The sequence below is a fragment of the Rhizocola hellebori genome (assembly GCF_016862955.1).
Classification (GTDB): Bacteria; Actinomycetota; Actinomycetes; order Mycobacteriales; family Micromonosporaceae; genus Rhizocola; species Rhizocola hellebori.
On the sequence record NZ_BONY01000025.1, the window covers coordinates 41,891 to 67,669 of the forward strand.

Sequence of the window (25,779 nt, forward strand, 5' to 3'; positions counted from 1 at the left end):
TCATTTCATGCCGGAGGGTCACACCATTCATCGCCTCGCCGCACGCCACAACGAGCTGCTGCGCGGTGAGGTGGTGAACGCGACGAGCCCGCAAGGGCGGTTTTCGGCCGGAGCGGCCCTGCTGTCCGGGTCGAAGCTGGAGTTCGCCGAGGCCTACGGCAAACACCTGCTGCACCATTACGACTTCGGCCTGACCCTGCACGTGCACCTCGGCCTCTACGGCAAGTTCAGCGATGGCGCTCTTCCCGCGCCGCCTCCCATCGGGGAGCTGCGGATGCGGCTTTCCAACGATCACCATTGGATCGATCTGCGCGGCCCCTCGGCTTGCGAGCTGCTCGACGGCGCTTCAGAAAAGGCCCTGCTGGATCGTCTCGGCATCGACCCGCTTCGCCCCGATGCCGATCCCAAGCTCGCCTTCGCCCGCCTGAAGAAACGCGCCGCTCCGCTAGGCGCTCTCCTGCTCGACCAGTCCATCATCGCCGGCGCGGGCCTCATTTTCGTCATGGAGTGCCTCTACCGAGCCGGTCTGCATCCCAGCACTCCCGGGACGGCGCTCACCCCCAAGGGCTGGAAGCAGATCTGGGGTGACCTGGTCGCGCTCATGGCCGCGGCAGTCGTAAGTGGACGGATAGACACCGTGCGCCCCAAGCACATGCCCGAGGCGATGGGCCGTGCGCCCCGCGTCGACCGGCACGGTGGTGAGGTTTACGTCTACCGCCGCGCGGGCCAGCCCTGCCTCGTCTGCGGCACCCCGATCGCGCGCGGAGAACTCAACGGCCGCAACACCTATTGGTGCCCGGCCTGTCAGTCATAAATGATCACTTGGCGGATGACGTCGCCGCGCCCAAGCGCCCCGAGCGCCGCGTTCACGTCCTCCAGCCGGATCCGATGACTGATCATGCCGACCAGGTCCAGCCGCCCCTCCCGCCACAGCTCAAGCAGCCGTGGGTAATCCAGCTTGGGATTGGCCGACCCGAAAAGCGATCCGACGAGCGTCTTGGCATCGAACATAAGCTCAAAGGGCGAGAACTCCACCACCTCGTCCATCCGGCCCGCCCCGACCACCACGACCGTCCCACCGCGCCGGGCGGCACCCCAAGCGCTCCTGATGGCTTGCGGCGATCCGGCCGCCTCGAAGGCATAGTCGAACCCCTCCCCGCCGGTGACCGCCTCGGCGATGTCGCTCAGCCCCGCCGGGCCGGCCGCGTGGGTGGCCCCGAATCGCTTCGCTGTCTCAAGTTTGGCCGGGACCGTGTCGACCGCGACGATGGCGCCGGCCCCCGCGATCCGCGCCCCCTGTACGGCCGAAAGCCCCACCCCTCCGCAGCCGATGACGACAACGGTGGAGCCCGGCGTCACCTTGGCGGTGTTGAGGACCGCGCCCACCCCGGTCATCACCCCGCACCCGATGAGCGCCGCGATTTCGTAGGGCACGTCATCATCGATCTTCACCACGCCCCCGCGGGACAGGACCGTCTCCTCGGCGAATCCGCCGATCCCGGACAGCCCGAAGACCGGTGCGCCATCGAGCCGGAACTGAGGCCGCGAGTAGGCGCGCATCAGATGGTTCAGACACAGGTGCGGTTCACCTCGCCGGCAGCTGGCGCACCTTCCGCAGCTGGACATCCAGTTGAGGATGACCCGATCGCCCACGGACAGATCCGCGATGTCCTCACCCACCTCGATCACTTCGCCCGCGGCCTCGTGGCCGAGGATCGCCGGGACCGGCTGCGGCAGGTCGCCTCGGCGTGCCGACAGATCCGAGTGGCAGATCCCAGCCGCCTTGATCTTGACTCGAACCTGGCCAGGCCCCGGTGCCAGCAGCTCAACATCATCGCGAATTACGATCTCATTATCATCAATGGAACGAAGCACCGCTGCCCGCATCGAGAAATTAGAACAGGTGACAAAATTGCCCGCAAGAGCAGCTCGTGGACGGGTGCAGGCATAATGGCGCCGTGACCGCAACATCGGAGCGCCGGGCTCATCTGGTGGTGCTCGCCGGGGAGCTGTTCGCCGAGAAGGGCTTCCGGGCCACCACCGTGCGCGAAATCGCCGACGCCGCCGGGATTCTGTCGGGAAGCCTCTATCACCACTTCGACTCGAAGGAGTCGATCGGTGACGAGATCCTGCAGGGGTTCCTCAACGACGTGCTGGCCGACTATCGGGCGGCGGTCGACACCGGCGACGATCCGCGCGCCGTGCTCGAAACCATCGTGCGCACCAGCACGGGCACCCTGGCCCGGCACCGGGCCGCCCTCGCCATGCTGCAGAACGACTGGACCTATTTCAGCGGGCAACCCCGATTCGGGTACCTGCGAAAAGCCTTGCAGGAAATAGAAAAAATCTGGATCACCCAGTTCGAGGAGGGCAAGCGGGCGGGTGTGTTCCGTGCCGACCTCGACGCCAAGCTCACCTACCGCCTGCTACGCGACATCCTCTGGATCCCGGTGCACTGGCAGCCCGGCAATCAGTGGTCGACCCCGCAGATCGTCGACGCCTTCCTCAGCCTGCTGTTCCACGGGATCAACGAAAAGCCTTGAGCGCCAAAGGCACCAGGTGCTCGGTGGCGTGCGCCATCGGCGTCGGCAGCGAGTCCGCGGCAAACCAGCCGAGCTCATGGGACTCATCGCTGACCTGCTCCACCTGACCTGCCTGGGCCAGCAGCGCAAATCGCACGTCATAGTGATATGACGCCCCGTGGCGGCAGTTGACCTGATGGATGTCGAGGTCGATCGGGACGGGTTGCGCCAGGAAATCCTGCAATCCCGACTCCTCGCGCGCCTCACGCATGGCGGCCTCAAGCAGGCTGTTATCGCCAGGCTCGCAATGCCCGCCCACCTGAACCCACTTGTTCATCCGCCCGTGCAGGCAGAGCAGCACCCGCTCGAGGTCGGGATGAACGATCATCGCGCTCGCTGTGACGTGTGCCTCCGGATACCCAGCCCACATCACCTCCGGCGAGGAAGCCAGCAGATCGAGAAAGCGCTGACGCACGGGATCGTCGGCACGCCAAGCGGATAGCTGGGCCACTGCGTCGTCATAGAGATCTCCCACAGGTACCAATCTTGCCCTATGCTCGACCAAGCAAGCGTTTGGTTTCCGCGAGTCGACTAGGCCGGGAGGCCCGATGGGAAAGCTCGAAGGCAAGGTCGCTCTCATCACCGGCGGTGCCCGCGGCATGGGCAAGTCCCATGTGCGACACCTCGTGGCGCAGGGGGCACGAGTCGTTTTCGGTGACGTGCTCGACGACGCGGGGAACGCGGTCGCCGCCAAGCTGAGCAGCGAATCAGCCCGATACGTGCACCAGGACGTGACCAGTGAGGACGATTGGGCCGCCGCCGTCGCCACCACCCTGGAGACGTTCGGCAGGCTCGATGTGCTCGTCAACAACGCGGGCGTGCTGCGCCATGCGAAGATCGCCGATATGTCACCGGCCGAGTTCCGTCGGGTGCTCGAGATCAATGTGGTGGGGAGCTGGCTTGGCATAAGGGCCGTCATCGATCCGATGATCGCGGCCGGCGGCGGCTCCATCATCAACATCTCCTCGATCGAGGGCTTCACCGGCGCCGCCGGGCTGTCGGCCTACAGCGCAAGCAAGTTCGCCATCCGCGGCATCACCAAATCCGCCGCCCAAGAGCTTGGCCAGCATGGCATTCGGGTGAACTCGATCCACCCCGGCGGCATCATGACACCGATGGCGATGGAGGCCGCGCAGACCATGACCGATGTCGATGGCGCGAGCTTCCTCAAAGCCATGCCGATCCCCCGATTCGGCGAGCCGGTCGAAGTGTCCCGGCTGGTGGCCTTCCTCGCCTCCGACGAGTCGTCCTACTCCACCGGCAGCGAATTCATTGCCGATGGCGGAATTTTGAGTGGTCCGGGGTACTGAGATGACGCTCGCACTCGACGGGAAAGTCGCCCTGGTCACCGGAGCCGGGCAGGGCCTTGGCCGATCCGAAGCGCTCGCCCTGGCCCAAGCCGGTGCCCGGGTGGTCCTCAACGACCTGCCCGGTGATGCCGTCCAAGGCGTGGCGGAGGAAATCAAGACCCTCGGCGGCGAGGCCGCGGTGTGCGCGGGTGATGTCGCCGACTGGTCCACCGCCGAGGCCATGGTCGCTATGGCGCTGGATTCGTTTGGCGGCCTTGACATTCTGGTCAACAACGCCGGTGTGCTGCGCGACCGCATGATCTTCACGATGTCGCCCGAGGAGTGGGACCTGGTCATTCGCGTCCACCTGCGCGGCCACTTCGTGACCTCACGCCTGGCCACCGCCTATTGGCGCGACCGTAGCAAGCAGACCGGCGCACCGGTCTACGCCCGCGTCATCAACACCTCGTCAGAGGCGTTCCTGCTCGGCTCGGCCGGCCAGCCGAACTATGCCGCGGCCAAGGGCGGCATCACCGCGCTGACCCTGTCCATCGCCCGCAGCTGCGCACGCTACGGCGTCCTCGCCAACGCGATCTGCCCACGGGCCCGGACGGAAATGACAGCGGCCCTGATGGGCACCGCCCCCGACACGGGCACCAGCGATCCGCTCTCCCCCGACCACGTGGCTCCTCTCGTCACCTACTTGGCCAGTCCCGCCGCCTCCCGGATCACCGGAGAGGTATTCATAGTCCATAGTGGTGTGGTGGCAGTCATGGCGCCGCCCACGCTACGGGCATCCTTCACCAACCTCTGGTCCGCAGAGTCCATTCACGACGCCCTCGGCGGGCTGTTCACCGCCGAGCCGCCGGTCCCCGGTTTCGTCTGCGAGGCCACCTTGCCGCTGGCCGAATCGACTTTCGGTGAGTGAGCGGGCCAAGGCGGCAATGTCCGCTGACGAGGTAACTGAGTTCCTTACCTCGCACCGCAAGATGACGCTCGCGACGATCGGCCGCGACGGCACCCCGCACCTGGTGGCCATGTACTACGCCGTGTTGGAGGGCCAGATCGCCTTCTGGACTTACCGCACGTCCCAGAAGGCCCTCAACATGGCCCGCGATCCCCGTGTGACCTGCCTGGTCGAGACCGGCGACGAATACTTTGACCTGCAAGGGGTTCAGGTCAACGGGGCGGTGCGCATCATCGAGGAGCAGGCGGGCGTGCTGGAGATCGGCAGGCGGATAGCCGCGGGCATCGCCGGCGTACCGGCCGATGGGCTGGAGGATTACGTCGCCTACACCGGCCGCAAGCGGTTCGGCTACTTCGTCCAGCCCACCAAGGTCACCTCATGGGATCACCGCAAGTTGCTCACATAAGCTCGTCGGTGGTGGGAATCAGCACCGTCTTCACCTCGGTGTAGGCCTCGATCGCGGTCCGCCCGCCCTCGCGGCCCATCCCCGACTGCCCGTACCCGCCAAACGGCGCATGCGGTTCGAGCTGATACCCGTTCACGCCAATCGTTCCGGCCCGGATGCCGCGCGCCATCCGCATGGCCCGCTTGACGTCGTTGGTGTAGACCGTCGCCCCGAGCCCGTATTCGGTGTCGTTCGCGAGCCGGATCGCCTCCTCCTCATCGGAGAACGGCACCACACACAGGATCGGGCCGAAGATCTCTTCCCGCGCCACTCGCATGTCGTTGTTGACGTCCGCGAAAATCGTTGGCAGCACAAAGTTTCCAGGCCCGTCGGGTTTGGCCCCGCCACACACGAGGCGCGCCCCTTCCTGATGGCCGAGGTCAACGTAGTTCAGCACCCGCTCCACCTGCTTGGCGCTGATCAGGGGCGACGCCGTGGTCTCCTCGTCGAAGGGGTCACCATAATTGATCATCGACGTCATCCCCATCGCCACCATGAGGAATTCCTCATAGACATCGCGATGGACGATGGCTCGCGTCTGCGCGATGCAAGCCTGACCCGAGACGCCGAGCGCGACCGTGCCCATGGTGACCGCACCCGCGGTGTAGACGTCGGCGTCGGCGAACACGATGGCCGGGCTCTTCCCACCCAGCTCGAGGCTGACCCGCTTGAACCCGGCATTGGCCGCCGCCAGCACCCGGCGCCCGGTCTCCCGGCTCCCGGTGAAGGAGATCTTGTCGACCATTGGGTGGTTGATCAGCGCGTCACCGGTTGGATTACCCGGCCCGGTAACGACGTTGAGAACCCCCTCGGGCAGGCCCGCCTCTTCGAGCAACCGCACCAGCCGCAGCACGGCGAAGGTCGCCAGCTCGGAAGGCTTGAGCACGACAGTGCAGCCGGCGGCCAGCGCGGGCGCCAGCTTCTGCGCGGCGAGCAGCAGCGGCGCGTTCCAGGCCACGATCGCGGCCACGACACCGATCGGCTCGCGCAGCGTCAGCACCATGTGGTCGCCGCCTTGGAAGCCGGGCAGCGTCTCGCCACCGAGCTTGTCTATCCAGCCGGCGTGGTGATCGAAGATGTCCGCGACGCACTCCATCGACATCGCGTAGGTCGTGGAGAAGGTGAGCGGCACGCTGTTGTCCAGCGCCTGCAGCCGCAGCAGCTCGTCGCCGTGTTCTCGCACCAGATCGGCCGTGCGCCGCAGCACCTTGATGCGGTCCTTCGCCCGCGACCTCGGCCATGGCCCTTCGTCGAAGGCCTTCCGCGCCGCGCGTACGGCCCGGTCGACGTCGTCGGCTCCAGCGACCGCGAACTGCGCGACGTCCTCCCCGGTCGCCGGATGCAGGTGAGTCCATGTTTCGCCCGACTGGGAGTCCGACCACGCACCGTCGACCAAAAGCTGGCCATTGACCAGCCCTAATGCGTCGCGGTACGGCTTCATCGAGGTAATCATCGCCACTCCCTCTTTTGAAACACGTTCTACTTTTTGGGAGGGTACGCCTCGCGAGCCATCGCCGCCAGATATGCCGAGCGCTCTCCTCCGCCGTGCAGCAAAAGCGAGGCGCCGGTGATGTAAGCGGCCAGCGGCGAGGCCAGGTACAGGCACGCGCCCGCAATGTCGTCGGGCGTCGCCAGCCTGCTCAGCGGGACGGTTTCGGCGATCGCGGCCATCGAGCCGTAGTGCTCGCTGCCGGCCGAGGAGCCGCTGTCGGCCAGTCCAACCACGACGGTGTTGAGCCGCACCTTGGGCGCCCATTCGACCGCGAGGCTGGTGGCCAGATGGTTCAGCCCGGCCTTGGCGGCGCCATAGGCCGCTGTCCCGGGTGACGGACGGGACCCGCTGACGCTCCCGATCATGATGATCGAGCCGCCCTCCGGCTGCGCCTGCATCGTCGCGTTGGCCCGCTGCGCGACGTGCAGCGGCGCGACCAGGTTCAGCTCAATCACCTTGGCATGAAAGCGCGGAGAGGCCGTGGCCGCGTCGGCGTAGGGGGAACCACCGGCGTTGTTGACCACGATGTCGACCCGGCCGACCTCGGTGAAGAGACGATCCACTTGGGCCGGATCGCGCACGTCGGCTTCGGCGAACCGAATGCCGGGCGGGGATTGCCCTGGGTCAGTCCGCCCACACACGTAGACAGTCGCACCCGCGGCCCGGAAGCGCCGCGCTATCCCGGCCCCGATGCCGCGCGTCCCACCCGTGACGATCACGACGCGGTCTGTGAAATCAAGGGCCTCCATGGCATAGTACGGTACCAAGCAAACGCTAGGTTGAAGGGACCGCGATGGGGATCCATGTCCGGTCGGATGCCGACATCGCCGAGGTCGTCATCGACTTTCCACCCGTTAATGCACTTCCCGCGCAGGGCTGGCTCGACCTGGCCCAGGCGATATCGAAGGCGGGCCGCCAGAACCGGGCGGTGGTGCTGGCGGCCAACGGCCGTGGCTTTTGTGCGGGCGTAGACATCAAGGAAATGCAGCGAACCCCGGGGCACCAGGCGCTGCTCGGTGCGAACAAAGGCTGTTACGAAGCCTTCGCCGCGGTGTACGAATGCGAAGTGCCCGTCATCGCGGCGGTTCACGGCTTCTGCCTGGGCGGTGGCGTGGGCCTGGTCGGCAACGCCGACATCGTCATCGCCTCCGACGACGCGACCTTCGGCCTGCCCGAGGTCGATCGCGGCGCGCTTGGCGCGGCCACCCACCTGGCCCGGCTCGTGCCGCAGCATCTGATGCGCGCCATGGTCTACACCTGTGCGACGGTGACCGCGCAGCAGCTGCATCACCACGGCTCGGTGCTCGAAGTCGTTGCCCCCGAGCGACTGCGCGAAGCCGCCTGGGCGGTGGCGCGGCAGATCGCGGGCAAGCACCCGGCCATCATCCGCGCGGCCAAGCAGGCCCTCAACGGAATCGATCCGGTGGACGTGAAAAGGTCGTACCGGTTCGAGCAAGGCTTCACCTTCGAACTCAACCTCACCGGCGTCTCCGACGAGGCCCGGCAGTCTTTTGTGGACGGTCGTTGATGGACGACAAGGTGCTCACCGCCGACGAGGTGGTCGGCGAGCTGAGCGACGGCATGACCATCGGCATCGGCGGCTGGGGCTCCCGGCGCAAGCCGATGGCCCTGGTGCGCGCGATCCTGCGCTCCGATCTCAAGGACCTCACCCTGGTGTCCTACGGCGGGCCCGATGTCGGCCTGCTGATGGCCGCTGGCCGCGTCAAACGTGTGGTCTGCGGCTTCGTCTCCCTGGACAGCATCCCGCTCGAGCCGCATTTCCGGCGCGGCCGCCAGGAGGGAACGATCGAGCTGACCGAGCTCGACGAGGGAATGCTGTATTGGGGTCTGCTGGCCGCCGCGCATCGGTTGCCTTTCCTGCCGATCCGGGCTGGCCTCCGCTCCGACGTGATGCGGGTCAATCCGGAGCTGAGAACGGTGCGGTCGCCGTACCCGGATGATGAAGAATTTGTGGCGATGCCCGCCCTCAAGCTTGATGCGGCGCTGATTCACCTGAATCGGGCCGACGCTCGCGGCAACGGCCAGTATCTAGGCCCCGACCCGTATTTCGACGACCTGTTCTGCCTTGCCGCGGAGAAGCGTTACCTCTCCTGTGAAAGGCTGGTGCCGACCGAGGAGCTGACCGGGCCGCCGCAGAGCCTTCTGGTCAACCGGATGATGGTCGACGCCGTCGTGCACACCCCCAACGGTGCCCATTTCACCAGCTGCGTCCCCGATTACGGCCGGGACGAAGACTTCCAGCGCGAATACACGCAGACCCCGTGGCCGGAGTTTCATGCCAAATACCTGGCCGGTTCCGAGGCCGACTATCAGGCGGCGATCGCATGAGCATCGCTGATGTCTGTGTCGTCGCATGTGCGGAGGCTTGGCGCGGCGATGGCGAGGTGCTCGCCAGCCCCATGGGGGTCATTCCCACCCTGGGCGCGAAACTGGCCCGCGCCACGTTCTCGCCAGGCCTGCTGCTCAGTGATGGCGAAGCGTTTCTGATGCACGAGAACGGCATCGAAGGCTGGATGCCGTATCGCCAGGTCTTCACGGTGGTGGCCAGCGGACGCCGGCACGTCATGATGGGTGCGAGCCAAATCGACCGCTACGGCAACCAAAACATCTCGTGCATCGGCGATTGGGCGCGACCCAAATCCCAGTTGCTCGGTGTGCGCGGCGCTCCGGGAAATACCATCAATCACCCAACTAGCTATTTCGTGCCCAACCACTCGCCGAAGGTGTTCGTCGAAAACGTGGACATGGTGTGCGGGATAGGTTACGACCGTGGCGCGTTCGAAATTCGGGTGGTGGTGACCAACCTGGCGGTCCTGGATTTCGACACGCCCTCCCACGAGATGCGACTGCGGTCGGTGCATCCCGGGGTGGCCGTGGAAGCCGTGGTCGAGGCGACCGGCTTCAAACTGTCCATTCCCGACAGTGTGCCCATCACCAGAGAGCCCACCGAGTCCGAGCTTGCGATCATCGATCGGCTAGACCCGTCAAAGCAGCGAGAGTCTCAGCTGCCTCGCCCATGATGCGTTCGATCAGCTCGGCACAGCTTGGCAGGTCGTCGAGCAAACCCACCACCTGACCGGCCGACATCACGCCCAGATCGGGCCTGCCGTCAACCATCGCGGCCTTCAGGAGCATTGGGGTGTTGGCGGCCATCAGCATTTGACTCCACGTGAGATCGCGCCCGTGTTTCATCGCCTGCCCCTCGCGAAGCATTCTTGCCACCGACAGACCGGCGAGTTTGCGGAAGGCCATCGCGTTTCGAAGCGCTCGCGCCAATCCGGCAACCCGACCGGAGCGTTCCAGAGTGTCGACGAATGGTGTTTTCAAGACTCTATGTGGTACCCCGTCCACGCGCGTAGTGACAAGAGTGTCAGTGAGCCCTTTGCCGAGATACACCTCCTTCACGGCATCGCCGACCGGGCTGTCGCTGGTCAGCAGGAAACGAGTGCCCATGGCGATCCCGGCCGCGCCATAGGCGAGAGCCGCGACCAGACCTCGCCCGTCGAAGAATCCACCGGCCGCGATCACAGGAATGTCAACGGCGTCAACGACCTGCGGCAGCAACAGAGTGGTGGGGACGGGGCCGGTGTGCCCGCCGCCCTCGCCGCCCTGGACGATGACCGCGTCCGCGCCCCACTTGGCGACCTTCTCGGCGTGCCGCCTCGCGCCCACGCTCGGAATGACGACCACTCCGGCGTCCTTCAGTTTCGTGATCAGCTCCGGTTTGGGCGCCAGCGCAAAGGAAGCGACCCGCACCCCCTTCCCGATGATCATGTCTATCCGCTCACCGGCGTCCTCGGCGTCGGCGCGAAGGTTGACCCCGAAGGGCCGGTCGGTCCGGCGCTGCACCTCATCGATGGCGTCGCCGAGCCTTGGCAGGTCAAGGGTTGCCGACGCGATGATTCCCAAACCACCCGCATTCGCCGTGGCCGCGGTCAGCCGGGCCCCGGCCACATATCCCATTCCGGTTTGGACGATCGGATAGCGCACCCCGACCAGGTCCGTCAAACGTGTCCGCATCAGAGCCGCTCGATGATGGTCACGTTCGCCTGCCCGCCGCCCTCGCACATGGTCTGCAGCCCATATCGCCCGCCCCGGCGTTCCAGCTCGTAGAGCAGCGAGGTCATCAGGCGGGTCCCGGTGGCCCCCAGCGGATGCCCGAGCGCGATCGCCCCACCGTTGACGTTGACCCGCGCCGGGTCCGCTCCCGTCTCCTTCAGCCAGGCCAGGACCACGCTGGCGAAAGCCTCGTTGATCTCGACCAGGTCGATGTCATCGATGGTCAGCCCGCTCTTGCGCAACGCGTGGATGGTCGCAGGAATCGGCGCGGTCAGCATCATCACCGGGTCATCGCCCCGGGCGCTCAGGTGATGGATTCTTGCCCTCGGCCGCAAACCGTGGTCGCGCACCGCGGCCGCCGAAGCGATGAGCAGCGCGCTCGCGCCATCGGCGTTCTGGCTGGCCAGCGCGGCAGTGATCCTCCCGTTGTCGCGCAAGGGCTTCAGCGAGGCCATCTTCTCCAGGCTGGTCTCGCGCGGGCACTCATCGCGGTCCACCCCCGCCACCGCCACGATCTCGGCGGAAAAGTCTGCCGCCAGCGCGCGCTCGTGACTGCTCAGCGCGTAGACCTCCATCTCCTCCCGGGAGATCTGCCACCTCTCAGCGATCATGTCAGCGCTCCGGAACTGGGAAACCTCCTGCTCTCCGTAGCGGGCAACCCAGCCCTGGGAACCGGCGAACGGGGACACGCCCTGCATCGCGCTGGCGATCGGGACGAGGTTCATATTCTGCACTCCCCCGGCCACAATCAGCTCCGCCGTCCCACTCATCACGGCTTGCGCACCGAAGTGGACCGCCTGCTGCGAGGAGCCACATTGCCGATCGACGGTGACCCCGGGAACGGTGTCGGGCAGCCCCGCCGCGAGCCAGCAGGTGCGGGCGATGTCCCCGGCCTGCGGCCCCAGGGTGTCGACGCAGCCGAAGATGACGTCGTCGACGGCAGCCGGGTCGATGCCGGTGCGACGGATGAGTGCGGCAATGACTTGCGCTCCCAGGTCGGCTGGATGCACGCTGGCGAGGCCACCGTTCTTGCGGCCGACGGGGGTGCGGATCGCGTCCACGATATAGGCCTCGGTCATGTGTAATATTAGAACACGTTACAGTTCTCGGATCGGAGTGCCGATGCACCTGGCTTTCACCCCCGAACAGGACCGGCTCGCCCGGGAGCTACGTGGCTACTTCGCCGAGCTGATGACGCCCGCGCTGCGCGCCGCTTTGGAGTCCGTCGACGGTGAGTACGGCGATCCGGAGGCCTACAAACAGGTCGTCAGAAGGCTCGGGCGCGACGGCTGGCTGACCCTCGGCTGGCCAACCGAATACGGCGGCAAGGGCCGTTCCATGATGGAACAGCTCATCTTCATGGACGAGGCCGCCGCGGCCGGTGTCCCGGTGCCGTTCCTGACGATCAACACGGTCGGCCCGACCATCATGCGCTATGGCACCCAGGAGCAAAAAGACTTCTACCTGCCCCGGATAGCTGCCGGCGAGCTGCATTTCTCCATCGGCTACTCCGAGCCCGAGGCCGGGACCGACCTCGCCGGGCTGCGCACCCGCGCCGTACGCGATGGAGACGACTACGTTATCAATGGACAGAAGATGTGGACGAGCCTGATCCAATACGCCGACTACGTCTGGCTCGCCTGCCGCACCGATCCGGAAGCCCCACGGCACAAGGGTTTGTCCATCATCATCGTTCCCACTTCGGCGCCGGGTTTCTCGTGGACGCCGGTGCGCACCATGGCCGGCCCGAGTACCAGCGCCACCTACTACGCCGACGTTCGCGTGCCGGTGACCGCTGTGGTGGGCAAGGAGAACGAGGGCTGGCCGCTGATCACCAACCAGCTCAACCATGAGCGCGTCGCGCTCACCTCCTCAGCGCCGATCCGGTCCGCGCTGGCGCAGGTGCGCGAGTGGGCGATCAAGACCGGCGCCATCGAGCACGAGTGGGTGCGGATCAATCTCGCCCGCGTGCACGCGAAGGTGGAGTTTCTGAAGCTCATCAACTGGCGCATCGCCTCGGCCGCGCAGAGCTCGCCCAACCCGGCCGCCGCGTCGGCGACCAAGGTGTTCGGCACCGAGTTCGCCACCGAGGCATACCGCCTCCTGATGGAGGTGCTAGGCCCGAACGCCCAAGTCAAAGGCGGCTCGCCGGGAGCGGTGCTTCATGGCCGCCTGGAGCGGGCACACCGAGCCGCGTTGATCCTCACCTTTGGTGGAGGCACCAACGAGGTGCAACGAGACATCATCGCCGCCGCCGGACTCGGCCTCCCGGCCGCCAAGCGATAGGGATTTAACCGTGGACTTCACCTTCACTGAAGCGCAGCAGGAACTCTCCGGACTGGCGCGCCGGATCCTGGCCGATCGCGTGACGCCGCAACGGTTGCGTGGGCTCAGCGAGGATCGCTTCGATCCGTCGCTGTGGCGCGAGCTGGCGGGCGCGGGGCTGCTGGACGCCGCCGAGCTCGGGCTGCTTGACCATTGCTCGATCCTCGTCGAGTTTGGCCGGGCCGTCGCGCCCGTGCCCTACCTGAGCTCCATTGTGGTGGGTGCTTCCACCCTGCTTCGCTTCGGCGCCAACGACCTGCATGGCATGTGGGCCCGGCAGGCGATGGCGGGCGAGCTCGTGATCACTGCGGCGCTCACCACGGAGGGCAGGCCACGGGCGGAGAAGAGCGGAGACGGGTGGGTCGTCAACGGCACCTTCACCACGGTTCCGGCGGGAAACTATGCGCGGCTGTTTCTGGTACCCGTCGAGGACAATGTCTTTTTGGTCTTCGATGACGACGCCGGAGTCACCGTATTGCGCCAGGAGCTGGTCGACGGCGACACCGAGGCACTGCTGGAACTGAACAATGTGTGGGTGAGCGGCGACAGATTCCTCGAAGGCGCCGCGGTCATCGGCTGGATGACCGACCGGCTGACCGTGGGGCTTTGCGCGCTGCAGCTGGGCGTCGTGGAGAAGGCGCTGGAGATGACCGCCTCCTACGCGACCTCGCGAGTCCAATTTGGACGAGCGATCGGCACTTTCCAGGCGGTGGCGCAACGGCTCGCCGACGCCTACATCGACGTGGAGGCGATCCGGCTCACCATGTGGCAGGCGGCATGGCGGCTGGCCGAAGGGCTTCCGTGCGAAACCGAGATCGCCACGGCGAAATTCTGGGCAGCCGATGGCGGACACCGGGTTGCGCACACCGCAGTGCACGTCCACGGTGGCGTCGGCATCGACATCGACTTCCCGATCCACCGGTACTTTGTGGCCGCCAAACACTACGAGTTCGCGTTGGGGCACGCCACCGATCAGCTGCTGATCATCGGCAACGCCCTGCGGCGGGGCTAGCGCATATTGTCCAATCTGGACATTGCTTCCTCGAACTCGGCCACGAGCCGCGCCATGACCTCGGCCACCGGGCGAACCTCGTTCATCCGCCCCACAATCTGGCCGACGGGCATCGGCACCACGCTTGGATCACCCGCGCGCATCAAGCGCTGGTGTGCTTCGGCCACAAGGATGTTCTGCAACGGCATGGGAAGCGGTGACGGCGCATCGGTCTGCGCCCACGCCTCGGTCCATCTGTTCTTCAGCAGGCGCGCGGGTTTGCCGGTGTAGATCCGGGAACGCACCGTGTCCGACGATCCCGCCGCCAGCAATGCCTCCTGCACCGCCGACTGCAGTGGGCCCATCTGATACTCGGCCGTCGTCAGCCAGCATGAACCCATCCACACCCCTGACGCGCCAAGGGCCAGGGCGGCCGCGATCTGGCGTCCCGAGCCGATGCCGCCGGCCGCCAGGACAGGCACCCGATCCCCTACCGCATCAACTATTTCGGGTACCAGGACCATGCTGGCGATCTCACCGGTGTGCCCGCCGGCCTCGTAGCCCTGGGCCACCACGATGTCGACGCCGCGATCGACGTGGCTGATGGCGTGCTCGGCCTTCCCCGCCAACGCTGCCACCAGCATGCCCTTTTCGTGTGCCAGCTCGATGATGTCGGCGGGCGGCGAGCCGAGCGCGTTGGCGATCAGGCGCGCCGGATGCTTCAGCGCCACTTCGACGTGCGAGCGTGCGACGGAGTGAAGCCAGCCGCGTACGCCGTCCCCGGCCGGGGTGTCGTCGGGAAGCGGGGGCACCCCGAGTTTGAGCAGGGTCTCGGTGACGAAATCCCGATGCGGCGCGGGAATCATCCGCTCAAGATCAACCGGCGCGCCCTCGGTCGGCACCTTGGCGGGCATGACCACATCGACCCCGTAGGCCGCTCCCCCGACGTTGGCGTCCATCCACTCCAGCGCCGTCGCCAGCTCACCCGGGTCGTTGTAACGCACGGCACCGAGCACGCCGAGACCGCCCGCCTTGCTGATGGCCGCCGCGACGTGCTCGGAGGGCGTGAAGCCAACGATCGGCACCTGGATCCCCAGCCGCTCGCACAGCTCGCTCCGCCTCATGCCGCCGCCGTTTCGTCGGCGTACTTGCGGGCCCACGCGTAGTCGGGTTTGCCGCTCGCGGTCCGGCCGATCTGCTCGACCAGCCAGATCGTCCTGGGCACCTTGTACCCCGCTACCTGTTGGCGGACATGGATTTCCAGCTCCGCAAGATCGAGGCTCTGATCCGGCCTGGGCTGGATCAGAGCTGCCACCCGCTGCCCGAGCCGGTCATCCGGTACCCCGATGACAAGCGCGTCAAAAACGGCCGGGTGCGATTTCAGGGCACCTTCCACCTCTTCCGGATACACCTTCTCGCCTCCCGTGTTGACGCAGGTGTTTCCGCGCCCGAGCAAAGTGAGCCGGCCGTCCTCCTCCAAGCGGGCGAAGTCCCCTGGCATCGAATAGCGCACCCCGTCGATCTCGATGAGCATCGTCGCCGACTTCTCGGGGTCCTTGTAATAGCCGATCGGCACGTTGCCGCCACGGGCAAGCCGGCCGATCACGCCGACTCCGGCTGGGCGGCCGGAGTCGTCGACGACGATCGTGTTCGGACCGGGGTGCACTCGCGGTCCATCGTTCTTGGTCTCGGCCGTGACGAAGCCGATTCCGGCGAAGCCGGTTTCGGACGACCCGATCGACTCGGTGAGCATGATGCTCGGCAGGTGCTCAATGAACTGCTCCTTGACCGTGGGCGAGAAGAGCGCCGCGCTGCTGGAGACCGCCCACAGCGACGAGCCGTCGTAGCCGCCCTCAACAAAGGCCTCGATGATCGGCCGAGCCATCGCGTCGCCGATCAGCACTATCACGTTCACCTTGCGCCGCTGCACCGCGCGCCAGATCTCATGCGGATCGAACTGCGGCACGAGCACGACGGTGTCGCCGGCGAAGAGCGCCATCAGCGCCCCCCATTGCGCGTTGCCATGGATCAGCGGAGCCACACACATCCGGACCATGCCCCCGGTTTCGACTCCCCGCTTGGACTGCTCCCACTCATCGGCGAGCGCTTCACCGCTCATGAAGTCGATGCCGCCGCCGAGCACCCGCCACACGTCCTCGTGACGCCACATGACGCCCTTGGGATTTCCGGTGGTGCCGCCGGTGTAGAGGATGTAGAGGTCGTCTGCGCTTCGCGGCCCGAAATCGCGCTCCGGCGATGCGGCCGCCAGGGCGTCCTCGTAGTCGCCTCCAATCACGACCACGGCCAGCAGCTCGGGCACATGGGGCAGGACGGCAGCCACCTGAGGCGAATATTCCGCGTCGTGAACCAGCGCCACTAGATCGGCATCAGTGAATACATATCGCAACTCGTTCTCAACGTACCGATAGTTGACGTTGATGGCCACAGCGCGCAGCTTGTAGGCCGCGAGCAGCGTCTCCACCGCCTCGATCGAGTTGCGGGCATAGACGCCGATGTGCATCCCCGGGCCGACGCCGCGCTCGGCCAGGTGGTGGGCAAGACGGTTGGCGCGTTCGTCCAATTGCGCGAATGTAACCTCGCGTTCGCCGCAGGCAATCGCGACGCGGTCCGGGAAAAGGTCCGCAGCATGCTCGTAAAGGTCGGCAATATTGAGCGCCATCTTGAAAAAGTAGAACGTGTTATCGTCCGTGGCAAGACCCGACTTGTCAGACAGGGAGCCGAGATGGCGGATGCGTTGGTTGAGCGGCGCGGGCATGTCCTGATCGTCACCATGAACCGGCCCGAGGCACGCAACGCGCTGTCCAGCGAAATGCTGGCCATAATGCGCCAGGCCTGGGAGACGGTCGACAACGATCCGGAGATCCGGGTCTGCATCCTCACCGGGGCCGGCGGGGCCTTCTGCGCGGGCGCCGACCTCAAGGCCATGACCGCGAGCCATCCCAGCGAAAGCTTCCAGTCCAGCGGCTGGGACATGTCCGTGATAGACGGCCTGCTGAAGGGACGCCGGCTGACCAAGCCGCTCATCGCGGCGGTGGAGGGGCCGGCGGTAGCCGGCGGGACGGAGATCTTGCAGGCCACCGACATCCGCGTCGCCGGCGAAAGCGCCCGGTTCGGCGTCTCCGAGGCGCGCTGGGGTTTGTTCCCGCTCGGCGGGTCGGCCGTACGGCTGCCGCGCCAGATTCCCTACACGGTCGCGGCTGACCTCCTGCTGACCGGCCGCCATATCAAAGCCCCGGAGGCCAAGGAGATCGGGCTGATCGGTCACGTGGTGCCCGACGGCCAAGCCCTCACCAAGGCGCTGGAGATCGCCGAGATGATCGCGGCCAACGGCCCGGTCGCGGTACGCGCCATCCTCAGGACCATCCGCGAGACCGAGGGCATGCCGGAAAACGAGGCCTTCAAGCTCGAAGCCGGGATAGGAATAGGGGTCTTCATGAGCGAGGACGCCAAGGAAGGCCCCCGTGCCTTCACCGACAAACGCAAGCCAGAGTTCAAAGACCGCTAGATAGCGCGTTCCCTTCCGGCCCAGTAGGGGTCGCGCAGGCGTCGCTTGTAGAGCTTGCCGTTCGGATCGCGCGGCAGCTCCGAGGTGTAGTCGATGGAGCGCGGGAGTTTGAACTTCGCCAGCCGCTCACTCAGGAACGCCAGCAAGTCCCCGGTGAGCTCGTCATCGGCGGTCACGCCCTCGGCCGGCTGAACGACGGCCTTGATCTCCTCGCCCCAATCCTCGTGCGGGATGCCGAACACGGCGACGTCGGCCACCTTGGGATGGCACGACAGCTCCGCCTCGATCTCGGCGGGATAGATGTTCACCCCGCCAGAGATGATCATGTCGCTTTCCCGGTCGCAGAGGTAGAGGTAGCCGTCCTCATCGAGGTAGCCGATGTCGCCGACGGTGAACATGTTGCGGCGACGGGACTTTTCGGTCTTCGCCTGATCCCGGTGGTACTCGAACGTGGACACGCCCATGCGCATGAAGACCTGGCCCGGCACGTTGACCGGCACGTCCTCCCCGGCCTGGTCAAGCACGCGCACCTCGGAGCCAGGCCACGCCTTGCCGACCGAACCCGGCTTACGCTGCCACTCCTGCGCCGTGATCGCCGTTCCGCCACCCTCGCTCGCGGCGTAGTACTCGATGACGACCGGGCCCCACCAATCGAGCATGCGGCGCTTGACCTCCTGTGGGCACGGCGCTGCGCCGTGGATCGCCGCACGCATCGACGACACGTCATAGCGCGCCTTCACCTCGTCAGGCAGCGAAAGCAGGCGGCGGAACTGGGTGGGGACCATGTGCGTGTGCGTGACGCGGTAACGGTCGATGAGCCGGATCATCTCCTCGGGGTCCCAGCGATCCATCAGCACGGCCGTATGTCCAAGCTGGAGCGAGATGGTGACGAAGTTCAGCACCGCCGTGTGGTAAAGCGGCGACCCGCACAGATGCACATGGCCGTCAAATGGCAGGAGCCCGAAAAGGCCGAAGAACCAATTCGCTGTGGGGGGTACCACGTCAGGATCCGCCCCGGTCAACGGCCGGCGAACCCCCTTGGGGCGCCCCGACGTGCCTGACGTGTAGACCATAGGCGCGCCGGCGGTGCGATCCGCTGGTCTTCCCTGCGACGCGGCGCCCAGCTCACGGAACGATCCGAACCCGGCGATCTCGCCGATGGCGAACCCCGGCACGTCTCCGCGCGCGGCCGCTGCCGCGCTGGCGAAACGCGCGTCGGCCAGGAACACCTTGGTGTCGCTGTCGTCCAGGATGTGCGCCATCTCCGCGGCCACCAGATGCCAGTTGAGCGGCACGATATAGAGGCCGGTCTGGATCGCGGCGAAGTAGACGGCGACCAGGTCGGCCCCGTTTGGCAGCAGGGTCGCCACGCTGTCGCCCGCTTGCATGCCCAGCTCGCAGAACCCGCGCCCGATCCGGTCGGCTTCGGCGGCAAGCTCGGCATAGGTCAGCTCACGCCCATCCGGCTCGACAATCGCGGTCCGGGATGATTGAGTTTTGGCGATGTTCCATAGCCCGATCTCAGCGGTCACGGGCCCAATATTAGAACTCGTTACAACTGCCTACAACAGGCGTTGCGGTCCGGAATGGAAACGTGTTTCACTTTGTGGCATGGCTCTGCCGCTGCATGCGCCGCTGGAAATCAGCTTCGACTACACGCGCTCGCTCGGCCCGACGCTGAGCCGGTTCATGACCGGGCTGGCGCAGCGGCGCATCATCGGTTCCCGCGACTCCACCGGACGGGTGCACGCGCCGCCGATCGAGTACGACCCGGTGACCCACGTGGCGAGCACCGACTTCGTCGAGGTTTCCGCGACTGGCACGGTGCTGACCTGGACCTGGATGCCGCGGCCCATCGAGGGCCAGCCGCTGACCCATCCCTTCGCGTGGGCCCTGATCCGTCTCGACGGCGCGGACACCCCCATGCTGCACGCCGTGGACGCCGGCTCCGCCTCGGCCATGAGCACGGGCATGCGGGTGCAGGTGCGCTGGGCCGCCGAACCGGTGGGAAGCATTCGCGACATCGCGTGCTTCGAGCCACTGTCCACTTCGGAGACTGAGCCGGGGGGCGAAGTGGAGCCGGTGACGATGGTGACGACGCCTATCCGGTTGAGCTATGAACACACGGCCTCGCCCGAAGAGACCCGCTATCTGTATGGGCTGGCGGAGGGACGGGTCTTGGCTCAGCGCTGCCCCCGGTGCCGCAAGGTCTACATTCCGCCGCGCGGGGCGTGCCCGACCTGTGGCGTGCCGACCACCGATGAGGTGGAGTTGCCCGACGTGGGCACGGTGACCACCTTCTGTATCGTCAACGTTCCCTTTCCAGGCCAGCGCACCAAACCGCCCTATGTCCACGCCGCCGTCCTGCTTGACGGTGCGGACATCCCGTTCCCCCACCTGATCCTCGGCTGCCCGGCCGACGAGGTGCGGATGGGCATGCGGGTGCAGGCAGTGTGGAAACCACGCGAGGAGTGGGGCTTCACGCCGCAGAACATCGATCATTTCCGGCCCACCGGCGATCCCGACGCCGCCTTTGAGTCCTATGCGAGCCACCTATGACCGACACCATGACCGAGGTTGCCGTCGTTGCCTTTGCCGAGTCGCCTCGGGTGCGCCGTAACGACAGCACCACCAACGGGGTGGAGATGCTTGTCCCGATCTTCCGCCAGCTCTTCGACACAACCGGCCTGACAAAAGACGACGTGGGCTTCTGGTGCTCGGGTTCGTCCGACTATTTGGCCGGGCGCGCGTTCTCCTTCGTCACCGCGGTCGACGCCATCGGTGCTTTCCCGCCCACCTCCGAATCCCATGTGGAGATGGATGGGGCGTGGGCGCTCTACGAGGCGTGGGTGAAGCTGCTGATGGGCGAGGCGGAGATCGCCTTGGTCTACGGCTTCGGAAAGTCCTCGGCTGGGCTGCTGCGACGGGTGCTCGCGTTGCAGCTCGATCCGTATGTGCAAGCGCCGCTTTGGCCCGACTCGGTGAGCATCGCCGCTCTGCAAGCGCGGCTTGGCATCGAAGCCGGGTTGTGGAGCGAGAAGGAGATGGCGGCGATCGCCATCCAGCGACGTGGGCTGCCGGAGTCGGTGGAGGATCTGCTGGAACAGCCTTTCGTCGCCGATCCGCTGCGCAAGCACGACTGCGCCCCGATCACCGATGGTGCCGCCGCGATAGTCCTCGCCACCGGGGCGCGGGCCCGCGAGCTGTGCGAGCGGCCCGCGTGGATAACCGGCTTCGAGCACAGGACAGACTCACAGCACTTCGGCCTGCGCGACCTCACGACGGCCGCTTCCGCGACCGCTGCGGCGCGCGCCGCGATCGGTGGCAACGTTGACGTGGCCGAGCTGCACGCACCCTTCACCCATCAGGAGATCCTGTTGCGCAACGCGCTTGGGCTTGGCGATGCCGTGCGGATAAGCCCGTCCGGCGGCGCGCTGGACGGCAACCCGATGTTCGCCGCCGGGCTGGCCCGCATCGGCTGGGCAGCGGCTGAAATCCACGCGGGCCGGGCCGGGCGGGCGCTGGGCCACGCCACCAGCGGTCCAGCCTTGCAGCAGAACCTCGTATGCGTGATGGAGGGCCGATGAGAGCGGCTGTTCTTGGTACCGGACAAACACATCACGCTGCCCGCAGGACAGATGTCTCGATGGCGGGGCTGTGCCGGGAAGCCGTCGACCGAGCGCTCGAAGACTCCGGGAGCACGTGGGACGACATTGACGCGGTCGTCGTGGGCAAGGCCCCCGACCTCTTCGAGGGCGTCATGATGCCCGAGCTGTACCTCGCCGACGCCCTTGGCGCGGTGGGAAAGCCGCTGCTGCGCGTGCACACCGCGGGCTCGGTCGGTGGCGCCACCGGAATCGTGGCAAGCAATCTTGTGCGAGCCGGGGTACACCAACGGGTGCTCGCCTTGGCTTGGGAGAAGCAGTCCGAGTCCAACGCCATGTGGGCGCTGTCCATCAACCCGCCCTTCCACATGCCGCTCGGCGCCGGCGCGGGCGGCTACTTCGCCCCGCACATCCGCGCATATATCAGGCGTTCCGGTGCGCCCAACCATGTCGGAGCGATGGTCGCGGTCAAGGATCGGCGCAACGGGAGCCTCAATCCCTTTGCGCACCTTCGCCAAGCCGAAATCACGCTGGAGTCGGTGAACTCCTCGATGATGCTGTGGGATCCGGTCCGCTATGACGAGACCTGCCCCTCATCCGATGGCGCCTGCGCGGTCGTCATCGGCGACCAGGCCGCGGCCGAGGCGTCGGCACGCCCGGTGGCGTGGATCCATGCCACCGCAATGCGCACCGAACCGACCTTTTTCGCGGGCAAGGATCACGTGAATCCACAGGCGGGCCGCGATGCGGCCGCCGCGCTGTGGCAGCAGGCCGGGATAACCGACCCGCTGAACGAGATCGACGCCGCCGAGATCTACGTGCCGTTCTCCTGGTTCGAGCCGATGTGGCTGGAGAACCTGGGATTCGCCGAGGAAGGCCAGGGCTGGAAGCTCACCGAGGCCGGCGAGACCCGGATAGGGGGAAGGTTGCCGGTCAATCCCTCCGGCGGTGTGCTCTGCTCCAACCCGATCGGCGCTTCCGGCTTGCTGCGCTTCGCCGAGTCTGCCATGCAGGTGATGGGCCGCGCTGGAGCGCATCAGGTGCCCGAAGCCCAACGCGCGCTAGGCCACGCCTACGGTGGAGGATCGCAGTTCTTCTCCATGTGGGTGGTTGGCGCCGCACCTCGTCCCTGAGAAAAGTGGGGGCTCCTGGCCGAGGCCCCCACTTTCGCCTCAGCTGTAAGCGACGGGCATCTCCTTGATGCCGTTGAGCCACCCCGAACGCAGCCGCTTGGGCTCAGCGGTCTTGTGAATGTTGGGCATGTGATCGGCGATCGCGTTGAACATCAGATCGATCTGCAGCCGCGCCAGGTTGGCGCCGAGGCAGAAGTGCGCGCCGCTGCCACCGAAACCCAGATGCGGGTTGGGGCTGCGCATGATGTCGAAGCGCTCCGGGTGGTCAAAGACCTCTTCGTCGAAGTTCGCCGAGCGGTAGAAGATGCCGACGCGGTCGCCCTTTTTGATCTGCTGTCCGCCCAGTTCGGTGTCGACCTTCGCGGTGCGCTGGAAGACCGTGACCGGGGTGGCCCAGCGGACGATCTCGTCGGGCGCCGTCCGGGGCCGCTCTGCCTGGAAAAGCTCCCACTGCTCAGGGTGATCCATGAAGGCCAGCATGCCGTGGGAGATCGAATTTCGGGTGGTCTCGTTGCCGGCCACAGCAAGCAGAATCACGAAGAACCCGAACTCATCGGAGGTCAGGTGACCACCGTCGACCTCGGCGTGCACAAGCTTGGTGACGATGTCGTCCATGGGGCACGCCTTGCGCTCCTCCGCCATCGCCATGCTGTAGCCGAGCACCTCCATCGCGGAGTTCAGCGGATCGGCCTGGTAGTCCGGGTCGTCGTAACCGATCATCTCGTTCGACCACTCGAAGATCTTGTGGCGGTCCTCCTGCGGCACCCCGAGCAACTCCGCGATCGCTTGCAGCGGAAGCTCACTGGCTACATCGACGACGAACTCGCCCTTGCCGTGCTCGATGGCGTTCTTGACGATCTTCTCGGCCCGGCTCGCCAGCGCGTCGCGCAGATTGTTGATGGCGCGCGGGGTGAACCCGCGCGAGACGATGCTGCGCAGCTGGGTGTGATGCGGCGGGTCGGTGTTGAGCATGACGAAGCGCTGCAGCTCGATCTGCTCGCGCGTCATCAGCTCCGGGTTGAACCGGATGATGGCGGTGTTCTCCCATGTGGAGTAGACGTCGCTGTTGCGCGACACCTCCATCACGTCGGCATGCCGGGTCACCACCCAGTAGCCCTCGTCGTCATAGGCGGAGATGCCACGCGGCTGCTTGTTCCACCACACGGGCGCTGTGCGCCGCAGCTCGGCGAGCTCTTCGGTGGGGACCCGCTGTTCGTACAGCCCGGGATCGGTGAAGTCGAAGCCCTCCGGAATCATGCGCCCGCCCTTCTTGGAACACGTTCTAGCAATTTCAGCACAGATGAAGAGGTACGTAAACGTCAAAGTTTGCTCAATATCAGAACGCGTTCTAATATCGGCGCGTGGGCACACCGGTGATTGTGGAGGCGGTCAGAACCCCGATCGGGAAACGGAATGGCTGGCTGTCTCACCTCCACGCGGCCGAAATTCTGGGGCTGGCACAACGCGGCCTCCTCGATCGCGCGGGCGTCGACCCGGCGCAGATCGAGCAGGTCATCGGCGGCTGCGTCACCCAGGCGGGCGAGCAGTCCAATAACGTCACCCGCACCGCCTGGCTGCACAGCGGCCTGCCCCATCAGGCCGGTTGCCTTACCCTCGACGCGCAATGCGGCTCAGCGCAGCAGGCCACCCACCTGGTAGCAGGGCTCATCGCGGCCGGGGCCATCGAGGCCGGCATAGCCTGTGGGGTCGAGGCGATGAGCCGGGTGGCGCTGCGCGCCAACATCGGCGTCGACTCGGGCATGCCGCGACCCGACTCGTGGAGCGTCGACCTGCCCAACCAATATGTAGCCGCGGAACGCATCGCCATCCGGCGCGGAATGAGCCGCGCCGACGTGGACGAGTTCGGCGCACGGTCGCAACGGCTCGCCGGGCAGGCATGGGCGGAGGGACGCTTCGATCGCGAGGTCGTTCCCGTCGGCGATGTCTTGCGCGACCAGGGTTTGCGGGAGACCACCGTCGAAGGCCTGAGCGCTCTGAAGCCGGTGCTCGAAGACGGCCTGCACACGGCCGGGACGGCCTCACAGATCTCCGACGGCGCGGCCGCGATCCTGGTGATGGACTCCGACAGGGCACGCGCGCTGGGTTTGCGGCCCCGGGCACGGATTGTGGCGCAATGCCTTGTCGGGGCTGAGCCCTATTACCACCTGGACGGCCCGGTGGCCGCCACCGAACGCGTGCTCGCCCAGAGCCGCATGAAGATCGATGACCTGGACCTGTTCGAGGTCAACGAGGCGTTCGCCTCGGTGGTCCTGTCCTGGGCGAGCCAGCATCGCCCGGACATGGAGAAGGTCAACGTCAATGGCGGGGCGATCGCCCTCGGGCATCCCGTCGGCAGCACCGGCGCGCGCTTGATAACCACGGCGCTGCACGAGCTGGAAAGACGGGATGCGACGACCGCTCTGATCTCGATGTGCGCCGGTGGCGCGATGTCCACCGGCACCATCATCGAGCGAATTTAAGCCTTGGAGCTCCGCCTTGGCGGCTCCGCGGTGTTGGCGGGCCGCCGGGGAGGTCCTAGGCGTGCTGGCTGCTTACGGAGATCACTTCGCCGGTCAGGTATGAGGCGAGGTCGCTGGCCAGGAACACCATCACGTTCGCGACTTCGACCGGCTGCGCAGCCCGCCCGAAGGCTTCCTTGCTCGCCAGCTCGCGCAGCAGCTCCTCGGTGGTGACCTTGGCCAGAAACGGGTGCATGGCAAGGCTTGGCGCGACCGCGTTGACACGGATGCCGTGCTCGGCGACGTCGAGAGCCGCGCAGCGGGTCAGCGCCATGACCCCCGCCTTGGCCGCGGCATAGTGCGCCTGCCCGGCCTGGGCGCGCCAGCCGAGAACCGAGGCGTTGTTGACGATCGCGCCGCCGCCGCCCTGCTCGACCATCTGCCTCAGCGCTGCCCGCATGCAGCGGAAGGTGCCGGTGAGGGTGATGTCCAGGACACGTGCCCAGTCTTCATCGGACAGCTCCAGCACCGATCCCGTCCCACCCAGACCGGCGTTGTTCACCATGACGTCGATGCGCCCGAAATGGCTTACCGACCCGGCGATGAGCGCGTCGACCTGCTCCTGCGCGGTGACATCGCAGGGCAGCGAGTGCACGCGATCGCCGAAGTCGGCCGCGAGCTCGGAATGGGCTTCGCCGAGGCGGCGCAGGTGAGCATCACTGATCATCACCTGCGCGCCTTCCTCAAGGCAGCGGCGCGCCACGGCCGAACCGATTCCCGTGCCCGCGGCCGCGGTCACCACGACGACCTTGTCGGCCAGCAGATTCATGCCATGGCCTCCTCACGTCGGCCATCGCCTGCGGCGAAGGCATGAACCAATCCCAA

The 25,779-nt window shown here is 66.5% G+C and carries 26 protein-coding genes; 15 read left to right on the forward strand and 11 right to left on the reverse strand.

All coding sequences use genetic code 11. The annotated features are described in order from the left end of the window. Positions 1 to 7 precede the first annotated feature (7 nt). Positions 8 to 814, forward strand: a complete 807-nt coding sequence (locus tag Rhe02_RS21140; RefSeq protein ID WP_203910024.1) for an Fpg/Nei family DNA glycosylase — start codon at positions 8 to 10, stop codon at positions 812 to 814. On the opposite strand, the gene Rhe02_RS21145 is transcribed toward Rhe02_RS21140, so the two are convergent. Continuing rightward, positions 805 to 1,887: a Zn-dependent alcohol dehydrogenase gene (locus tag Rhe02_RS21145; protein ID WP_203910025.1), complete on the reverse strand. Its 1,083-nt coding sequence runs from the start codon at positions 1,885 to 1,887 to the stop codon at positions 805 to 807. The genes Rhe02_RS21140 and Rhe02_RS21145 overlap by 10 nt on opposite strands. Positions 1,888 to 1,958: 71 nt before the next feature. Here Rhe02_RS21145 and Rhe02_RS21150 point away from each other — a divergent pair, with 71 nt between their 5' ends. Then, positions 1,959 to 2,543 carry a TetR/AcrR family transcriptional regulator gene (locus Rhe02_RS21150; protein ID WP_203910026.1) on the forward strand — a complete coding sequence of 195 codons (585 nt, stop codon included), beginning with the start codon at positions 1,959 to 1,961 and terminating at the stop codon, positions 2,541 to 2,543. Here the strand turns inward: Rhe02_RS21150 and Rhe02_RS21155 are convergent. Further along, a complete protein-coding gene (locus Rhe02_RS21155) occupies positions 2,527 to 3,057 on the reverse strand; it encodes an NUDIX hydrolase (RefSeq protein ID WP_239123953.1) in 531 nt (176 codons plus the stop codon). The two genes, Rhe02_RS21150 and Rhe02_RS21155, sit on opposite strands and share 17 nt — an antisense overlap. Before the next feature lie 73 nt (positions 3,058 to 3,130). Here Rhe02_RS21155 and Rhe02_RS21160 point away from each other — a divergent pair, with 73 nt between their 5' ends. The 3 genes from Rhe02_RS21160 to Rhe02_RS21170 are packed head-to-tail and all read left to right on the forward strand — an operon-like array spanning position 3,131 to position 5,244. Continuing rightward, the gene (locus Rhe02_RS21160; protein WP_203910028.1) at positions 3,131 to 3,892 is read left to right on the forward strand and encodes a glucose 1-dehydrogenase; all 762 of its coding nucleotides are present in this window, start codon (positions 3,131 to 3,133) and stop codon (positions 3,890 to 3,892) included. Between the two features lies 1 nt (position 3,893). Next, positions 3,894 to 4,799, forward strand: a complete 906-nt coding sequence (locus tag Rhe02_RS21165; protein ID WP_203910029.1) for an SDR family NAD(P)-dependent oxidoreductase — start codon at positions 3,894 to 3,896, stop codon at positions 4,797 to 4,799. Beyond that, complete coding sequence (locus Rhe02_RS21170; RefSeq protein ID WP_203910030.1) at positions 4,792 to 5,244, forward strand: pyridoxamine 5'-phosphate oxidase family protein; 453 nt, start codon at positions 4,792 to 4,794, stop codon at positions 5,242 to 5,244. Before Rhe02_RS21165 ends, Rhe02_RS21170 begins: the two co-directional genes overlap by 8 nt. Here Rhe02_RS21170 and Rhe02_RS21175 read toward each other — a convergent pair. Further along, positions 5,237 to 6,736 (reverse strand): aldehyde dehydrogenase family protein, encoded by a 1,500-nt coding sequence (locus Rhe02_RS21175; RefSeq protein ID WP_203910031.1) that lies wholly within the window; start codon positions 6,734 to 6,736, stop codon positions 5,237 to 5,239. The genes Rhe02_RS21170 and Rhe02_RS21175 overlap by 8 nt on opposite strands. Positions 6,737 to 6,762: 26 nt before the next feature. Then, positions 6,763 to 7,524 carry an SDR family oxidoreductase gene (locus Rhe02_RS21180; RefSeq protein WP_203910032.1) on the reverse strand — a complete coding sequence of 254 codons (762 nt, stop codon included), beginning with the start codon at positions 7,522 to 7,524 and terminating at the stop codon, positions 6,763 to 6,765. Positions 7,525 to 7,568: 44 nt separating this feature from the next. On the opposite strand from Rhe02_RS21180, the gene Rhe02_RS21185 reads away from it, so the two are divergent. Genes Rhe02_RS21185 through Rhe02_RS21195 form a run of 3 tightly spaced genes read left to right on the forward strand, consistent with a single transcriptional unit; the run spans position 7,569 to position 9,816 of the window. Then, positions 7,569 to 8,303 (forward strand): enoyl-CoA hydratase family protein, encoded by a 735-nt coding sequence (locus Rhe02_RS21185; RefSeq protein WP_203910033.1) that lies wholly within the window; start codon positions 7,569 to 7,571, stop codon positions 8,301 to 8,303. Then, positions 8,303 to 9,124, forward strand: coding sequence for a CoA transferase subunit A (locus Rhe02_RS21190; RefSeq protein WP_203910034.1), 822 nt, complete (start codon positions 8,303 to 8,305; stop codon positions 9,122 to 9,124). Before Rhe02_RS21185 ends, Rhe02_RS21190 begins: the two co-directional genes overlap by 1 nt. Further along, positions 9,121 to 9,816: a CoA-transferase subunit beta gene (locus tag Rhe02_RS21195; RefSeq protein WP_203910035.1), complete on the forward strand. Its 696-nt coding sequence runs from the start codon at positions 9,121 to 9,123 to the stop codon at positions 9,814 to 9,816. The genes Rhe02_RS21190 and Rhe02_RS21195 overlap by 4 nt, the downstream gene beginning before the upstream one ends. Here the strand turns inward: Rhe02_RS21195 and Rhe02_RS21200 are convergent. Then, positions 9,761 to 10,816, reverse strand: a complete 1,056-nt coding sequence (locus tag Rhe02_RS21200) for an NAD(P)H-dependent flavin oxidoreductase (protein WP_203910036.1) — start codon at positions 10,814 to 10,816, stop codon at positions 9,761 to 9,763. The two genes, Rhe02_RS21195 and Rhe02_RS21200, sit on opposite strands and share 56 nt — an antisense overlap. Beyond that, positions 10,816 to 11,934, reverse strand: coding sequence for an acetyl-CoA C-acetyltransferase (locus Rhe02_RS21205; protein WP_203910037.1), 1,119 nt, complete (start codon positions 11,932 to 11,934; stop codon positions 10,816 to 10,818). Before Rhe02_RS21205 ends, Rhe02_RS21200 begins: the two co-directional genes overlap by 1 nt. 43 nt (positions 11,935 to 11,977) lie before the next feature. Between Rhe02_RS21205 and Rhe02_RS21210 the strand changes: the two genes are divergently transcribed. Both Rhe02_RS21210 and Rhe02_RS21215 read left to right on the forward strand, forming a co-directional pair. Continuing rightward, the gene (locus Rhe02_RS21210) at positions 11,978 to 13,141 is read left to right on the forward strand and encodes an acyl-CoA dehydrogenase family protein (protein ID WP_203910038.1); all 1,164 of its coding nucleotides are present in this window, start codon (positions 11,978 to 11,980) and stop codon (positions 13,139 to 13,141) included. Between the two features lie 10 nt (positions 13,142 to 13,151). Then, entirely contained in the window at positions 13,152 to 14,192 is a 1,041-nt protein-coding gene (locus tag Rhe02_RS21215; RefSeq protein WP_203910039.1) for an acyl-CoA dehydrogenase family protein, read from the forward strand. On the opposite strand, the gene Rhe02_RS21220 is transcribed toward Rhe02_RS21215, so the two are convergent. Further along, complete coding sequence (locus Rhe02_RS21220; RefSeq protein ID WP_203910040.1) at positions 14,189 to 15,295, reverse strand: NAD(P)H-dependent flavin oxidoreductase; 1,107 nt, start codon at positions 15,293 to 15,295, stop codon at positions 14,189 to 14,191. The two genes, Rhe02_RS21215 and Rhe02_RS21220, sit on opposite strands and share 4 nt — an antisense overlap. Continuing rightward, complete coding sequence (locus Rhe02_RS21225) at positions 15,292 to 16,851, reverse strand: acyl-CoA synthetase (protein WP_203910041.1); 1,560 nt, start codon at positions 16,849 to 16,851, stop codon at positions 15,292 to 15,294. Before Rhe02_RS21225 ends, Rhe02_RS21220 begins: the two co-directional genes overlap by 4 nt. 63 nt (positions 16,852 to 16,914) lie before the next feature. Between Rhe02_RS21225 and Rhe02_RS21230 the strand changes: the two genes are divergently transcribed. Continuing rightward, positions 16,915 to 17,697, forward strand: a complete 783-nt coding sequence (locus tag Rhe02_RS21230; protein ID WP_203910042.1) for a crotonase/enoyl-CoA hydratase family protein — start codon at positions 16,915 to 16,917, stop codon at positions 17,695 to 17,697. On the opposite strand, the gene Rhe02_RS21235 is transcribed toward Rhe02_RS21230, so the two are convergent. Beyond that, the gene (locus Rhe02_RS21235) at positions 17,694 to 19,229 is read right to left on the reverse strand and encodes an acyl-CoA synthetase (protein ID WP_239123954.1); all 1,536 of its coding nucleotides are present in this window, start codon (positions 19,227 to 19,229) and stop codon (positions 17,694 to 17,696) included. The two genes, Rhe02_RS21230 and Rhe02_RS21235, sit on opposite strands and share 4 nt — an antisense overlap. 79 nt (positions 19,230 to 19,308) lie before the next feature. On the opposite strand from Rhe02_RS21235, the gene Rhe02_RS21240 reads away from it, so the two are divergent. The 3 genes from Rhe02_RS21240 to Rhe02_RS21250 are packed head-to-tail and all read left to right on the forward strand — an operon-like array spanning position 19,309 to position 22,435. Further along, positions 19,309 to 20,256: a Zn-ribbon domain-containing OB-fold protein gene (locus tag Rhe02_RS21240; RefSeq protein WP_203910043.1), complete on the forward strand. Its 948-nt coding sequence runs from the start codon at positions 19,309 to 19,311 to the stop codon at positions 20,254 to 20,256. Next, positions 20,253 to 21,284, forward strand: coding sequence for a thiolase family protein (locus tag Rhe02_RS21245; RefSeq protein WP_239123955.1), 1,032 nt, complete (start codon positions 20,253 to 20,255; stop codon positions 21,282 to 21,284). Before Rhe02_RS21240 ends, Rhe02_RS21245 begins: the two co-directional genes overlap by 4 nt. Then, entirely contained in the window at positions 21,281 to 22,435 is a 1,155-nt protein-coding gene (locus Rhe02_RS21250) for a thiolase family protein (protein WP_203910044.1), read from the forward strand. Before Rhe02_RS21245 ends, Rhe02_RS21250 begins: the two co-directional genes overlap by 4 nt. 39 nt (positions 22,436 to 22,474) lie before the next feature. On the opposite strand, the gene Rhe02_RS21255 is transcribed toward Rhe02_RS21250, so the two are convergent. Further along, on the reverse strand, positions 22,475 to 23,692 hold the full coding sequence (locus tag Rhe02_RS21255) for a cytochrome P450 (RefSeq protein ID WP_203910045.1): 1,218 nt from the start codon (positions 23,690 to 23,692) through the stop codon (positions 22,475 to 22,477). Positions 23,693 to 23,796: 104 nt separating this feature from the next. Here Rhe02_RS21255 and Rhe02_RS21260 point away from each other — a divergent pair, with 104 nt between their 5' ends. Beyond that, the gene (locus Rhe02_RS21260) at positions 23,797 to 24,915 is read left to right on the forward strand and encodes a steroid 3-ketoacyl-CoA thiolase (RefSeq protein WP_203910046.1); all 1,119 of its coding nucleotides are present in this window, start codon (positions 23,797 to 23,799) and stop codon (positions 24,913 to 24,915) included. Between the two features lie 55 nt (positions 24,916 to 24,970). Here Rhe02_RS21260 and Rhe02_RS21265 read toward each other — a convergent pair whose 3' ends face one another. Then, entirely contained in the window at positions 24,971 to 25,723 is a 753-nt protein-coding gene (locus Rhe02_RS21265) for an SDR family oxidoreductase (protein WP_203910047.1), read from the reverse strand. Positions 25,724 to 25,779: the final 56 nt, after the last annotated feature.

Excerpts from the sequence above, each read along its gene's own strand:
- Rhe02_RS21140 (WP_203910024.1), top strand. The coding sequence starts at position 8 with ATGCCGGAGGGTCACACCATTCATCGCCTCGCCGCACGCCACAACGAG.
- Rhe02_RS21145 (WP_203910025.1), bottom strand. The coding sequence starts at position 1,887 with ATGCGGGCAGCGGTGCTTCGTTCCATTGATGATAATGAGATCGTAATT.
- Rhe02_RS21160 (WP_203910028.1), top strand. The coding sequence starts at position 3,131 with ATGGGAAAGCTCGAAGGCAAGGTCGCTCTCATCACCGGCGGTGCCCGC.
- Rhe02_RS21165 (WP_203910029.1), top strand. The coding sequence starts at position 3,894 with ATGACGCTCGCACTCGACGGGAAAGTCGCCCTGGTCACCGGAGCCGGG.
- Rhe02_RS21175 (WP_203910031.1), bottom strand. The coding sequence starts at position 6,736 with ATGATTACCTCGATGAAGCCGTACCGCGACGCATTAGGGCTGGTCAAT.
- Rhe02_RS21180 (WP_203910032.1), bottom strand. The coding sequence starts at position 7,524 with ATGGAGGCCCTTGATTTCACAGACCGCGTCGTGATCGTCACGGGTGGG.
- Rhe02_RS21185 (WP_203910033.1), top strand. The coding sequence starts at position 7,569 with ATGGGGATCCATGTCCGGTCGGATGCCGACATCGCCGAGGTCGTCATC.
- Rhe02_RS21190 (WP_203910034.1), top strand. The coding sequence starts at position 8,303 with ATGGACGACAAGGTGCTCACCGCCGACGAGGTGGTCGGCGAGCTGAGC.
- Rhe02_RS21195 (WP_203910035.1), top strand. The coding sequence starts at position 9,121 with ATGAGCATCGCTGATGTCTGTGTCGTCGCATGTGCGGAGGCTTGGCGC.
- Rhe02_RS21200 (WP_203910036.1), bottom strand. The coding sequence starts at position 10,816 with ATGCGGACACGTTTGACGGACCTGGTCGGGGTGCGCTATCCGATCGTC.
- Rhe02_RS21205 (WP_203910037.1), bottom strand. The coding sequence starts at position 11,934 with ATGACCGAGGCCTATATCGTGGACGCGATCCGCACCCCCGTCGGCCGC.
- Rhe02_RS21210 (WP_203910038.1), top strand. The coding sequence starts at position 11,978 with ATGCACCTGGCTTTCACCCCCGAACAGGACCGGCTCGCCCGGGAGCTA.
- Rhe02_RS21220 (WP_203910040.1), bottom strand. The coding sequence starts at position 15,295 with ATGAGGCGGAGCGAGCTGTGCGAGCGGCTGGGGATCCAGGTGCCGATC.
- Rhe02_RS21225 (WP_203910041.1), bottom strand. The coding sequence starts at position 16,851 with ATGGCGCTCAATATTGCCGACCTTTACGAGCATGCTGCGGACCTTTTC.
- Rhe02_RS21230 (WP_203910042.1), top strand. The coding sequence starts at position 16,915 with ATGGCGGATGCGTTGGTTGAGCGGCGCGGGCATGTCCTGATCGTCACC.
- Rhe02_RS21240 (WP_203910043.1), top strand. The coding sequence starts at position 19,309 with ATGGCTCTGCCGCTGCATGCGCCGCTGGAAATCAGCTTCGACTACACG.
- Rhe02_RS21245 (WP_239123955.1), top strand. The coding sequence starts at position 20,253 with ATGACCGACACCATGACCGAGGTTGCCGTCGTTGCCTTTGCCGAGTCG.
- Rhe02_RS21250 (WP_203910044.1), top strand. The coding sequence starts at position 21,281 with ATGAGAGCGGCTGTTCTTGGTACCGGACAAACACATCACGCTGCCCGC.
- Rhe02_RS21255 (WP_203910045.1), bottom strand. The coding sequence starts at position 23,692 with ATGATTCCGGAGGGCTTCGACTTCACCGATCCCGGGCTGTACGAACAG.
- Rhe02_RS21265 (WP_203910047.1), bottom strand. The coding sequence starts at position 25,723 with ATGAATCTGCTGGCCGACAAGGTCGTCGTGGTGACCGCGGCCGCGGGC.